Annotated in this window: 12 protein-coding genes; 11 read left to right on the top strand and 1 reads right to left on the bottom strand. The window is 70.7% G+C overall.

All coding sequences use genetic code 11. The annotated features are described in order from the left end of the window. The first annotated feature begins 75 nt into the window (after positions 1 to 75). The gene (locus TPA0908_RS12530; RefSeq protein ID WP_281937615.1) at positions 76 to 2187 is read left to right on the top strand and encodes a transglycosylase domain-containing protein; all 2112 of its coding nucleotides are present in this window, start codon (positions 76 to 78) and stop codon (positions 2185 to 2187) included. A gap of 51 nt (positions 2188 to 2238) precedes the next feature. On the opposite strand, the gene TPA0908_RS12525 is transcribed toward TPA0908_RS12530, so the two are convergent. After that, on the bottom strand, positions 2239 to 3705 hold the full coding sequence (locus tag TPA0908_RS12525; RefSeq protein ID WP_281937613.1) for an SDR family oxidoreductase: 1467 nt from the start codon (positions 3703 to 3705) through the stop codon (positions 2239 to 2241). Between the two features lie 87 nt (positions 3706 to 3792). Here TPA0908_RS12525 and TPA0908_RS12520 point away from each other — a divergent pair, with 87 nt between their 5' ends. The 10 genes from TPA0908_RS12520 (at position 3793) to TPA0908_RS12475 (ending at position 12607) form a co-directional block, all read left to right on the top strand. Then, complete coding sequence (locus tag TPA0908_RS12520) at positions 3793 to 4224, top strand: hypothetical protein (protein ID WP_281937611.1); 432 nt, start codon at positions 3793 to 3795, stop codon at positions 4222 to 4224. Positions 4225 to 4399: 175 nt separating this feature from the next. After that, positions 4400 to 4636 carry an AtpZ/AtpI family protein gene (locus TPA0908_RS12515; protein ID WP_107157102.1) on the top strand — a complete coding sequence of 79 codons (237 nt, stop codon included), beginning with the start codon at positions 4400 to 4402 and terminating at the stop codon, positions 4634 to 4636. A gap of 11 nt (positions 4637 to 4647) precedes the next feature. Continuing rightward, complete coding sequence (atpB, locus tag TPA0908_RS12510; RefSeq protein ID WP_281937609.1) at positions 4648 to 5445, top strand: F0F1 ATP synthase subunit A; 798 nt, start codon at positions 4648 to 4650, stop codon at positions 5443 to 5445. Positions 5446 to 5515: 70 nt separating this feature from the next. Continuing rightward, positions 5516 to 5743: an ATP synthase F0 subunit C gene (locus TPA0908_RS12505; protein WP_091422600.1), complete on the top strand. Its 228-nt coding sequence runs from the start codon at positions 5516 to 5518 to the stop codon at positions 5741 to 5743. A gap of 28 nt (positions 5744 to 5771) precedes the next feature. Then, positions 5772 to 6311: a F0F1 ATP synthase subunit B gene (locus tag TPA0908_RS12500; protein WP_107156993.1), complete on the top strand. Its 540-nt coding sequence runs from the start codon at positions 5772 to 5774 to the stop codon at positions 6309 to 6311. Beyond that, complete coding sequence (locus tag TPA0908_RS12495; RefSeq protein ID WP_281937605.1) at positions 6311 to 7132, top strand: F0F1 ATP synthase subunit delta; 822 nt, start codon at positions 6311 to 6313, stop codon at positions 7130 to 7132. Before TPA0908_RS12500 ends, TPA0908_RS12495 begins: the two co-directional genes overlap by 1 nt. An 85-nt stretch (positions 7133 to 7217) precedes the next feature. Beyond that, positions 7218 to 8870, top strand: coding sequence for a F0F1 ATP synthase subunit alpha (gene atpA, locus TPA0908_RS12490; RefSeq protein ID WP_281937603.1), 1653 nt, complete (start codon positions 7218 to 7220; stop codon positions 8868 to 8870). Between the two features lie 4 nt (positions 8871 to 8874). After that, entirely contained in the window at positions 8875 to 9804 is a 930-nt protein-coding gene (locus TPA0908_RS12485) for a F0F1 ATP synthase subunit gamma (RefSeq protein WP_281937601.1), read from the top strand. Further along, positions 9804 to 11249 carry a F0F1 ATP synthase subunit beta gene (atpD, locus tag TPA0908_RS12480; RefSeq protein WP_107156997.1) on the top strand — a complete coding sequence of 482 codons (1446 nt, stop codon included), beginning with the start codon at positions 9804 to 9806 and terminating at the stop codon, positions 11247 to 11249. Before TPA0908_RS12485 ends, atpD begins: the two co-directional genes overlap by 1 nt. 215 nt (positions 11250 to 11464) lie before the next feature. Next, on the top strand, positions 11465 to 12607 hold the full coding sequence (locus tag TPA0908_RS12475) for an LCP family protein (RefSeq protein ID WP_281937598.1): 1143 nt from the start codon (positions 11465 to 11467) through the stop codon (positions 12605 to 12607). The last annotated feature ends 67 nt before the right edge of the window (positions 12608 to 12674 follow it).

Genomic DNA, 12674 nt, shown 5'->3' with positions numbered 1-12674 from the left:
TGAAGGTGCCGGCAAAAACGGCAAATCCGGTCATTCTTGACGGGTCCGTACGGCCGGCTCCTGCGGGGAGAGCTGATGAACCGCGCCCATCTCGACAAGCTGTTCACCGTGCTGCTCGCCGGCGTGCTCGCCGGGCTGGCCCTGGCCGCCGCCGCGCTGCCGGCCGCGCTGGTCTTCGGGCTGGGCGTGAAGAACCTGATGCCGTACACCGAGCTGCCGGAGGCGCTCCGGGCGCCGCAACCGGCGCAACGCGCCAACCTGTACGCCAACGACGGCCGCACGCTGATCACCTCGTTCTACGTCGAGGACCGGGTGGACGTGCCGGTCGGCGACGTGGCGCCGGTGATGCGGGACGCCATCGTGGCCGCCGAGGACGTGCGCTTCTACGAGCACCACGGCGTCGACGTGCGGGGCGTGCTGCGGGCGTTGACGGCCAACCGCACGGAGGGCACCCGGCAGGGCGCATCCACGCTGACCATGCAGTACGTGCGCAACGCGCTGGCCGGTGACCCCCGGCTGACCGAGGCGCAGCGGACCGCGGCCACCGAGATCACCGCCGGCCGCAAGATCCGCGAGATGCGGTACGCGCTGACGCTGGAACGCCAGGTCGGCAAGGACGAGATCCTCGGGCGCTACCTGAACATCGCGTACTTCGGCGCCGGGGCGTACGGCATCGCCGCCGCCAGCAAGCGCTACTTCTCCACCACGCCGGACCGGCTCACGCTCGCCCAGGCCGCGCTGCTCGCCGGGCTGGTGCGGGCGCCGGACCACGACGACCCGATCAACGGCGACGCCGGGGCGGCGCTGGACCGCCGGGCGTACGTGCTGGACCGGATGGTGGAGACCGGTCGGGCGAGCGAGGCGGAGGCGACCGCGGCCAAGGACGCCGAACTGGCCCTCAAGCCCAGCGCCACCCCGAACGACTGCGCCGCGGTGCCCGCCGGCCACAACGACTGGGGCTTCTTCTGCGACTGGTTCACCCAGTGGTGGAACGCCCAGCCGGCGTTCGGCAAGACCGTCGACGAACGGCAGCGCACGCTGCGCCGGGGCGGCTGGTCGATCGTCTCCTCGCTCGACCCGGACGTGCAGGCCAAGGCGAGCGAGCAGGTACGGACGATCTACCCGGAGACGATCGCGCGGGCCGCGCCGACCGCGGTGGTGCAGCCCGGCACCGGACGGGTGCTGGCCATGGCGGTCAACCGCGGCTACGGCGTGGGCGACAACCCGGCCGGGCAGCAGAACTACCCGAACACGGTCAACCAGCTCGTGGCCGGGGGCGGCGACATCACCGGCTACCAGGCCGGCTCCACGTTCAAGCTGTTCGCGCTGCTGGCCGCGCTGGAGTCCGGGCTGCCGCTGGACACCGAGTTCGACGCCCCCCGGGTGTACGTCACGAAGTACCCGGTCTCCGGCGGCCCGGCCAGTTGCGGCGGCCGGTGGTGCCCGGCGAACGCCAACACGTACTGGATGGACGGCGACCGCGACATGTGGGACGCGTTCGGCCGCTCGGTGAACACCTACTTCGCCTGGCTGACCGAGCGGGTCGGCGCGGACCGGGTGGTCGAGATGGCCCAGCGGCTGGGCATCGTGTTCCGCGCGCCGCAGGACGCGAAGATGGCCCGGGACGGGGCGGCGAACTGGGGACCGTTCACCCTCGGCGTCTCCGCCACCACGCCGCTCGACCTGGCCAACGCGTACGCCACGGTGGCCGCCGAGGGGACCTGGTGCCGGCCCACCCCGGTCGTCTCCATCACTGACGCGACCGGCCGGCGGGTGGCCGCCGGGGACGCCGACTGCCGGCAGGTGTTGGACACCGAGGTGGCCCGCGCGGCGGCCGACGCCAGCCGCTGCCCGGTGGGCGACCAGTCGATGTACCGCAGGTGTGCCGGCGGCACGGCCGAGGAACTGGCTCCCGGTCTGCGCCGCCCGCTGGCCGGCAAGACCGGCAGTTCGGAGCGGAACGCCACGGAGACCGTGGTCGCGTTCACCCCGCAGCTCGCGGTGGCCACCATCGCCGCGAACCCGGACGACCCGCGCGACGCGGTCGGCGGCGGCGTGCAGAAGCGGCAGATCGCCGCCGTCGGCCGCGTCCTCGCCTGGGCCCTGCGTGACCAGCCCGTCCGCGACTTCGTCCCCCCGGGCGAGTCAGTCGCCTTCCAGCACACCACCCCCCGCACCGGCAACTGACGTGTAAGGCGGGGCCCCTTGTTAACGCCTGGCGATAACAAGGGGCCCCGCCTAACCGGTGGGGTGTTCGGCGTTGCGGGCGATGTTGCGGGCCATGCCGCCGAAGACGACGGCGTGGAACGGGACGACCGAGGCCCAGTAGAGGTGCCCGGGCAGGCCGTGCGGGAGGAAGACGGCACGCTGGACGTACCGGCTGTGGTCGCCCTCGGCCGGCTCGGCGCGCATCTCCAGCCAGGCCCGGCCGGGCAGCCGCATCTCGGCGCGTAGCCGCAGCAGTTCACCCGGGACGATCTCCTCCACCCGCCAGAAGTCCAGCGCCTCGCCGACCTGGAGCCGGTGCGGGTCGCGCCGGCCCCGGCGCAGCCCCACGCCGCCGACCAGCCGGTCCAGCCAGCCGCGCACGGACCAGGCCAGCGGGAAGGAATACCAGCCGTGCTCGCCGCCGATGCCCTCGATGACCCGCCACAGCGCCGCCGGTGGGGCGCTCACCGCCTGTTCCCGCAGGTCGGTGTAGGCCGTGCCGCCGGACCAGTCCGGGTCCGACGGCAGCGGCTCGGCCGGCGCGTCCGGCCCGCTCGCGGTCGACCAGCGCGTCTCCACCTGCGCGTCGCGCACCTTGGCCAGCGCCAGACCGACCGCCTGGTCGAAGCCGGTCAGCCCGTCGGGCGGGTCGGGCACGTACCTGGCGATGTCGTGCTCGTGCGCCACCGCCTCGTGGATCAGGCTCTCCACCAGCGGCCGGGCGATCGCGTTCGGGACCGGGGTGACCAGGCCGACCCAGTGGGAGGAGAGCCCCGGGGTGAGCGGACGCACCGGCACGATGAGCCGCGGTCGCAGCCCGGCCACCCGGGCGTAGCGCTGCATCATCTGCGCGAACGTCAGCACGTCCGGGCCGGCGATGTCGAAGCCACGGTTCACCTCGGGCGGCAGGTGCGCGCAGCCGGCCAGGTAGCGCAGCACGTCCCGGACCGCGATCGGCTGGATCCGGTTGCGTACCCAGCGGGGGGTGACCATCGCCGGCAGCCGCTCGGTCAGGTAGCGCAGCATCTCGAACGAGGCCGAACCGGAGCCGATGATCACCGCGGCCCGCAGCACCGCGGTCGGCACGCCGCTGTCGAGCAGGATGCGGGCCACCTCCGCCCGGGAGCGCAGGTGCGCCGAGGGCACCTCCGCCCGTTCCGCCGGCTCCGGCCCGCCGAGATAGACGATCCGGCGTACGCCAGCGGCACGCGCCGCCTCGGCGAAGTTCGTCGCCGCCTCCCGGTCGGCCGCCTCGAAATCACGCTGACCGAGCGAGTGGACCAGGTAGTACGCGACGTCCACGCCCTCGAACGCGGCCGGCAGCGTCTCCGGTCGGCGCAGGTCGCCCTCGACGATCTCCGCTTCGGCGGCCCAGGGCACGTCGCGCAGCCGCCCGGCCTTGCGGGCCAGGCAGCGCACGGTGTGCCCGTCGGTCAGGAGGCGGGGCGCGAGGCGCCCGCCGATGTAGCCGGTGGCACCGGTGACGAGGCATCTCACGGGTTCCAGTGTGCGGCTCCGTAGACTCCTTCGCTGTGGAGAACGCGAGGGAGCGGCAGATGACCACGGTGTTGCCGGCGTACCCCCGTGGCTGAGTCGGGGACGCGCGCGGCGGAGGCGGTCGCGGACCGTGGGTGGCGACTGCGCCACCTGCCCGTCCTGCTGGCCGCGGTGGCCGTGCTGGCGGCGGTGGCGGCGGTGGCCGGCGGGGCGTGGCGCGGCGCGGACGGCGCGCTCGGCGCGGCCGGCGGGGTGGCCGTCACGGCGGCCAGCTACACGCTCACCACCGTGGTGCTGGCCTGGGCCGACGCCCGCGACCCGCAGCTCGTGCTGCCGTTCGGGCTGGGCCTCTACGTGGCCAAGATGACCGCGCTCGGCGGCGTGCTGGTGCTGGTCGCCTCCACCGGCTGGCCGGGGCTGATCCCGTTCTGCCTGGGCCTCGCGGCGGGCGTGGTGATCTGGACCGGCGTGCACATCTGGTGGCTCGCCACCGTCCACGCGCGACGGGTCGCGCGCTGACGCCGTCCCATCCTTCGGACGACGCGCCACAGCGTCCGCGATCGGTCATTCTCTCAGTGGCGCGGGAGGAGTACGGTGCCTCCAGACGACTTCGCCCGCCCGTGTCCCACACAACCAGGTTGTGCGGGGGGTGAGGCACAACCTCTTCTGCCTTGCTGATATCGTTCGCCCCGTCATGGCCGGTGACCAGAAACCCCCCAACGCTGGCGGCTCGGGCGACGTTCCGTCCGGTGCCGGTCAGGGTTGGACCGCGCTCTCATACCTCATCGGGGGCATGCTCGTCTGGGGTTTCGTCGGCTGGCTGGTCGACCGTTGGCTCGATACCGGCGGCGTCGCCACCGGCATCGGGGTCGTGCTCGGCATGGCCGGGGGCATCATCCTGGTCGTCCGCCGGCTGGGCACGCCTACTTAGGAAGGGACGCGGTGTTCGGACAGGCGAACGTCCTGGCTCAGGGCCAGGCGGAATTCCCACCGAGCGTGGGGGACTTCTACCTGCCCAGCATCCTGCCCTGGGGTGCGGAGAACTCGTACTGGTTCACCAAGATCACGGCGATGGTGTGGGTCGCCGTCGGCATCTTGATCATCTTCTTCCTGGTCAGCTACCGGAAGCCGCAGCTCGTCCCCACCAAGAAGCAGTGGTTCGCCGAGTCGATCTACGGCTTCGTCCGCAACAACATCGCGGTGGACATGATCGGGCACGCGGGGGTGCGGTTCGCGCCGTACTTCACCACGCTCTTCTGCTTCATCCTGCTGACGAACTTCTTCGCGATCGTGCCGTTCTTCCAGATCTCGCCGAACTCGCACATCGCGTTCCCGGCCATCCTCGCCGTGATCAGCTACCTGATGTTCAACTTCGTCGGCATCCGGCACCACGGCTTCGTGAAGTACTTCAAGAACTCTCTGATCCCGCCGGCGCCGTGGTACATCCTGCCGCTGCTGATCCCGATCGAGTTCTTCTCGACCTTCCTCGTCCGGCCTTTCTCGCTCGCCGTCCGTCTCTTCGCGAACATGTTCGCCGGCCACATGCTCCTGCTGGTCTTCACGCTCGGCGGCTTCGCCATGCTCAGCGCCAACGTCTGGCTCGCGCCGGTCTCGGTGCTGTCCTGGGTGATGACGATCGCGCTGACCTTCCTCGAGTTCCTGGTGATCTGTCTGCAGGCGTACGTCTTCACGGTGCTGACCGCCAGCTACGTGCAGGGCGCGCTCGCCGACGAGCACTGATCCGATCTTTCGCACCAACCGTTGTCGTCCCGCGTGAGAGTCACGCGTGATAACCAGGAGGAACCAACCAATGGACATCTACGCCGCGGTAGAGGGCAGCACCGCCGCCATCGGCTACGGTCTCGCGGCCATCGGCCCGGGCATCGGCGTGGGCCTGGTCTTCTCGGCCTACATCCAGTCGACCGCCCGCCAGCCGGAGTCGTCCCGGATGACCCTTCCGTACGTCTGGATCGGCTTCGCCGTCATCGAGGCCCTGGCGCTGCTGGGCATCGCGTTCGGCTTCATCTGGGCCGGCTGACCCAACCCCTCTGACCGGGAGGTTTTCCATGTTCTTCCTCGCCGCTGAGGGTGGTGAGACGACCCACAACCCGATCATCCCTGTCTGGCAGGAGATCGTGGTCGGGCTGGTCGCCTTCGGTGTCCTCTGCTTCGTGCTGATGAAGTTCGTCTTCCCGCGCATGGAGCAGACGTTCCAGGCCCGGGTGGACGCGATCGAGGGCGGCATCAAGCGCGCCGAGGCCGCCCAGGCCGAGGCGAACCAGCTGCTCGAGCAGTACCGCGCCCAGCTCGCCGAGGCGCGTACCGACGCCGCCCGGATCCGGGACGACGCCCGGGCCGACGCCGAGGGCATCCGTCAGGACATCCTCGCCAAGGCGCGCGAGGAGTCCGACCGGGTCATCGCCGCCGGCAAGGAGCAGCTCCAGGCCGAGCGGGCCACCATCGTGCGCGAGCTGCGCACCGAGATGGGCACCATCGCGGTGGACCTGGCCAGCAAGATCGTCGGTGAGTCGCTGGCCGACGAGGCGCGTCGCAAGGGCACCGTCGACCGGTTCCTGAGCGGTCTCGAGAGCACGGGGGCCCGCTGATGCAGGCCGCCAGCCGGGAGTCGTACGCCGCCGGGGTCGAACGCCTCGACGCGTACGTCCGCGGCGCGGAGCCGTCGGCGGTGGCCTCCACCGCCGACGACATCCTCTCCGTCGCCGCCCTGCTGCGGCGCGAGCCGCGGCTGCGCCGGGCGCTCTCCGACCCGGCCCGCTCCGGTGCGGACCGCACGGCTCTGCTGACCGGGATCCTCAGCGGCAAGGTCGGCGCGGAGGCGATCGACCTGCTCGCCGCGCTGGTCGCCGGTCGCTGGTCGACCCCGTCGGAACTGCTCGACGGCGTCGAGCGGCTGGGTGTGGAGGCGCTCCTGGCGAGCGCCGACTCGGCCGGCGAGCTGGGTGAGGTCGAGGACGAGCTGTTCCGCTTCGGGCAGGTCGTCTCCGGCTCCGCCGAGCTGTCCAACGCGCTCTCCGACCCGATGGCCCCGGCCGAGCGGCGGTCCGGCCTCGCCGGTCAACTGCTCGACGGCAAGGCCCGGCCGGTCACCGTCCGCCTCGTCGAGGTCGCGCTCGCGGGCTTCGGGGGCCGCTCCTTCGGCGGCGCGCTCACCCGGCTGGTCGAGCTGGCCGCGGACCGGCGGGACCGTCAGGTCGCGTACGTGACCGTGGCGGCCCCGCTGACCGAGGAGGAGGAGCGACGCCTCGGTGCCCGCCTCTCCGGCATGTACGGTCGGGAGGTGTCCGTCAAGCAGACGGTCGACCCCGACGTGCTCGGCGGGGTGCGCGTACGGGTCGGCTCCGACCTGTACGACGGCACCGTCCTGCGCCGCCTCAACGAGACCCGCAACGCGCTCGCGAAGCGCTGACCAGCGTCTTGCAGCCCTGATTTCGACGCCATCGGACCGGTCGGTACCTGGTATCCCGGGCCCCTGAACTTTAAGGAAGCAGAGGATGGCCGAGCTGACCATCTCGACGGAGGAGATCCGCGGCGCCCTGGAGCGCTACGTCTCCTCCTACACGGCCGACGTCTCCCGTGAGGAGGTCGGCACCGTCGCCGACGCCGGCGACGGCATCGCCCACGTCGAGGGTCTGCCCTCGACCATGACCAACGAGCTCCTGGAGTTCGAGGACGGCACGCTCGGCGTGGCGCTGAACCTCGACGTGCGCGAGATCGGTGTCGTCGTCCTCGGCGACTTCGGCGGGATCGAAGAGGGTCAGCGCGTCAAGCGCACCGGCCGGGTGCTCTCCGTGCCGGTCGGTGACGCGTTCCTCGGCCGCGTGGTCAACGCGCTAGGCGAGCCGATCGACGCCATCGGCGACATCGCCAACGAGGGCTTCCGCGAGCTGGAGCTCCAGGCCCCGAACGTGATGGCCCGGCAGTCCGTCTTCGAGCCGCTGCAGACCGGCATCAAGGCCATCGACGCGATGACCCCGGTCGGCCGTGGCCAGCGTCAGCTGATCATCGGTGACCGGAAGACCGGCAAGACCACCGTCGCGCTGGACGCCATCCTGAACCAGCGGGACAACTGGCGCTCCGGCGACCCGACGAAGCAGGTCCGCTGCATCTACGTCGCGATCGGCCAGAAGGCCTCCACCATCGCCTCCATCAAGGGGACGCTGGAGGACGCGGGCGCGATGGAGTACACCACCATCGTCGCCTCCCCGGCGTCCGACCCGGCCGGCTTCAAGTACCTCGCGCCCTACACCGGCTCGTCCATCGGACAGCACTGGATGTACGGCGGCAAGCACGTCCTGATCGTCTTCGACGACCTGAGCAAGCAGGCCGAGGCGTACCGCGCCGTGTCGCTGCTGCTGCGCCGCCCGCCGGGCCGTGAGGCGTACCCGGGTGACGTCTTCTACCTGCACTCCCGCCTGCTGGAGCGCTGCGCGAAGCTCTCCGACGAGCTGGGCGGCGGCTCGATGACCGGCCTGCCGATCATCGAGACCAAGGCGAACGACATCTCGGCGTTCATCCCGACCAACGTCATCTCGATCACCGACGGTCAGATCTTCCTCGAGACCGACCTGTTCAACCAGGGCGTCCGGCCGGCCATCAACGTCGGCACCTCGGTCTCCCGGGTCGGCGGCGCCGCGCAGGTGAAGCCGATGAAGAAGGTCGCCGGCTCGCTGCGGCTCAACCTGGCCCAGTTCCGTGAGCTGGAGGCGTTCGCCGCCTTCGCCTCCGACCTGGACCGCGCCTCGCAGAACCAGCTCGCCCGTGGTTCCCGCCTGGTCGAGCTGCTCAAGCAGCCGAACTACTCGCCGTACCCGGTCAACGAGCAGGTCGTCTCCGTCTGGGCCGGCACCGAGGGCAAGCTGGACGACGTCCCGGTCGGCGAGGTCCGCCGCTTCGAGTCGGAGTTCCTCCAGTACCTCCGGCACAAGCACGAGGGCGTGCTGGCCTCGATCGCGGACAACAAGTGGGGCGACGACATCATCGCCTCGCTGGACTCGGCCATCGCCGAGTTCAAGCAGGTCTTCCTGGGCAAGGAGGACGAGGTCCGCGTCAACGAGGCCCCGGCCGAGCCGCTGGAGGGTGAGCAGACCCGCGAGACGGTGACCCGCTTCCGCGACGGCACCACCGACCGCCCCGCCGAGAGCTGATCCGATGGCCGCCCAGGTACGCGTTCTCCGACAGCGGATCCGTTCCGCCAAGGGGATGAAGAAGATCACCAAGGCGATGGAGCTCGTCGCGACGAGCCGCATCGCCAAGGCCCAGGCCAAGGTGGCGGCCTCGCTGCCGTACGCCGAGGCGATCACCGGCGTGCTGACGGCGCTGGCCTCCAACGCGCGGATCGACCACCCGCTGCTCACCCCGCGTGAGCGGGTGCGGCGGGCGGGCGTGCTGCTGGTCACCGCCGACCGGGGTCTGGCCGGCGGGTACAGCTCGAACGCGATCCGGACCGCCGAGTCGCTGATCGCCCGGCTGCGCGCCGACGGCAAGGAGCCGGTGCTCTACGTCATCGGCCGCAAGGGCGTGGCGTTCTACCGGTTCCGCAACCGGGAGATCGCCGGCAGCTGGACGGGCTTCTCCGAGCAGCCGTCGTTCGACGACGCCCGCGAGGTCGGTGACACGCTGATCAAGGCGTTCACCGCCGGCGCGGACGACGCGGACGGCCACGCCGGGGCGGACGGGATCCTCGGCGTGGACGAGCTGCACATCGTCTACACCGAGTTCAAGTCCCTGATGACGCAGAACCCGGTGACCCGGATCGTCGGCCCGATGCAGGTCGAGGACCGGCCGCGGTCCGAGGGCCTGCTTCCGGCGTACGAGTTCGAGCCGGAGCCGGAGTCGCTGCTCGACGCGCTGCTGCCGAAGTACATCAACACGCGGATCTACGCGGCGTTGCTGGAGTCGGCGGCGAGTGAGTCGGCCGCCCGTCGGCGGGCGATGAAGAGCGCCACCGACAACGCCGAAGACATGATCGAGAAGTACACGCGTGAGATGAACTCGGCCCGTCAGGCCGGGATCACCCAGGAGATCAGTGAGATCGTCGGCGGCGCGAACGCGCTGGCCGCGTCGGGAAGTGAAGTGTGATGACTGTATCCGCAGTGGAGACCAAGACGGCCACGGGTCGCGTGGTCCGGGTCATCGGCCCGGTCGTCGACGCCGAGTTCCCGCGCGACGCCATGCCGGGTCTGTTCAACGCCCTGCACGTCGACGTGACGCTCTCCGGCGGTGAGAAGACGCTGACCCTGGAGGTCGCCCAGCACCTCGGTGACAACCTGGTCCGCGCCATCTCCATGCAGCCGACCGACGGCCTGGTCCGTGGCGCCGACGTCCGGGACACCGGCGCGCCGATCAGCGTGCCGGTGGGCGACGCGGTCAAGGGCCACGTGTTCAACGCGATCGGCGAGTGCCTCAACCTCACCGAGGGCGAGACCATCCAGGCCGACGACCACTGGGGCATCCACCGCAAGGCTCCGGCCTTCGCGGACCTGGAGCCCAAGACCGAGATGCTGGAGACCGGCATCAAGGTCATCGACCTGCTCGCCCCGTACGTCAAGGGCGGCAAGATCGGCCTGTTCGGCGGCGCCGGCGTGGGCAAGACGGTGCTCATCCAGGAGATGATCACCCGGGTGGCCCGGAACTTCGGTGGTACCTCGGTCTTCGCCGGCGTGGGTGAGCGCACCCGCGAGGGCAACGACCTCATCGCCGAGATGACCGAGTCCGGCGTCATCGACAAGACCGCGCTGGTCTACGGCCAGATGGACGAGCCGCCGGGCACCCGGCTGCGGGTCGCGCTCTCCGCGCTCACCATGGCGGAGTACTTCCGCGACGTGAAGAAGCAGGAGGTGCTGCTCTTCATCGACAACATCTTCCGCTTCACCCAGGCCGGTTCCGAGGTCTCCACGCTGCTCGGGCGTATGCCGAGCGCCGTGGGTTACCAGCCGACGCTGGCCGACGAGATGGGCGAGCTCCAGGAGCGGATCACCTCCGTCCGGGGTCAGGCCATCACCTCGATGCAGGCGATCTACGTGCCCGCCGACGACTACACCGACCCGGCGCCGGCCACCACGTTCGCCCACCTCGACGCGACCACCAACCTGGAGCGGTCGATCTCCGACAAGGGCATCTACCCGGCCGTGGACCCGCTGGCGTCCTCGTCCCGGATCCTCGCCCCGGAGTTCGTCGGCGAGGACCACTTCGCCGTCGCCACCGAGGTGAAGCGGATCCTGCAGCGCTACAAGGACCTGCAGGACATCATCGCCATCCTGGGCATCGAGGAGCTCTCCGAGGAGGACAAGCTCACCGTCGGCCGCGCCCGCCGGATCGAGCGGTTCCTCTCGCAGAACACCTACGCCGCCGAGCAGTTCACCGGCGTGCCGGGCTCGACGGTGCCGATCGCGGAGACCATCGACGCCTTCCGCCGGATCAGCGAGGGGGAGTTCGACCACTTCCCGGAGCAGGCGTTCTTCATGTGCGGCGGCCTGGAGGACCTCAAGGCCAAGGCCGAGGAGCTGATGGGTGAGGAGGGCTGAGAGCCCGCTCACACCACGAAGGCCGTCCCGACGTCTCGTCGGGGCGGCCTTCGCCCGTTCACGACCGGTCTCGTACCAGACGCCCGGTTGGCCGGCAAGCGGTCCGCCGCAGCGCGCGGTACCGTTCGTGACACGAATTCGCGTCACCGTCGTTGATCTCTGCAACGAAACGGACCCCTGCGCCCGTCTCCTCTTCGTGGGCGCGACGATAGGAGATGCTCGTGGGTAAGGGCGGCACGGACCGGGACAAGCGGTCCATGTGGCGTGGCGTGCCGCGGTGGGCCCGGGTCAGCACCATCCTCGGCATCGTCATGATGGTGCTCAGCGGCTCGGTGCTGGTGGGCTACCACACGCTCGTCGCGCGCTACGAGGGCGCGGTCGGCAAGGGCGACCTCTTCGGCGACCAGGCCGCCGGCGCCACCGAGAAGAAGAGCGACATCAAGGGCCCGCTCAACATCCTGCTCGTCGGCATCGACCCCCGCACCTCGACGGCCCGCCCGCTCTCCGACTCGATCATGATCCTGCACGTGCCGGCCGGCATGGACCGCGGCTATCTCTTCTCGCTCCCGCGCGACCTGCGGGTGGACATCCCGGCGTTCCCGAAGGCCGACTACTCCGGCGGCACCGACCGGATCAACGCGGCCATGTCGCACGGCAGCAACGTGCCGGGGAAGAACCCGAGCGCCGCGCAGGGCTTCGAACTGCTCGCCAAGACCGTGCAGGGGGTCACCGGCATCAAGCGCTTCGACGCCGGCGCGATCATCAACTTCAGCGGGTTCAAGAAGATCGTGGACGCCATGGGCGGCGTCGACATGTACATCGAGCGCGACGTGAAGTCCGAGCACCTCCAGCCGGACGGCACGCCGCGCCAGCTCAAGCCCGGCGGGGGCGGCTACCTCGGCCCGCAGGCCCGCTACAAGAAGGGCAACGCCCACCTCACGGGCTGGCAGGCGCTTGACTACGTCCGGCAGCGCTACCCCAAGAACGGCGTGCCGGACGCGGACTACGGCCGGCAGCGGCACCAGCAGCAGTTCGTCAAGGCGATGGTGAGCCAGGCGTTCAGCGCCGACGTGGTGGCCAACCCGGTCAAGCTGGACCGGGTGCTGCGGGCCGCCGGGCAGTCGCTTGTCTTCAACGGCCGGGGCAACAGCGTCGTCGACTTCGGCCTCGCGCTCAAGGACATCCGTCCCGACGCCATCGAGACGATCAAGCTGCCCGGCGGGCCGATCGGGAGCGGCAGCGCCTACCGGGGCGAAGAGCTCCTCGCGCCGTCCGACGACTTCTTCGCCGCCCTGCGTGCCGAGCAGTTGGACGCGTTCCTGCTGGAGCACCCCGACTTCAAGCAGAAGAGCCAGTAGCCTGAACGAGTGCGGGGCACCGTGGTCCGGCTCTCACCACCCGCGTTGGGTGGCGCTCGGGGGCGCG

It is taken from the genome of Micromonospora sp. AKA38, assembly GCF_027925725.1.
In the GTDB taxonomy this organism is placed as follows: Bacteria; Actinomycetota; Actinomycetes; order Mycobacteriales; family Micromonosporaceae; genus Micromonospora.
This window is presented reverse-complemented; position numbering and strand designations above follow the sequence as displayed.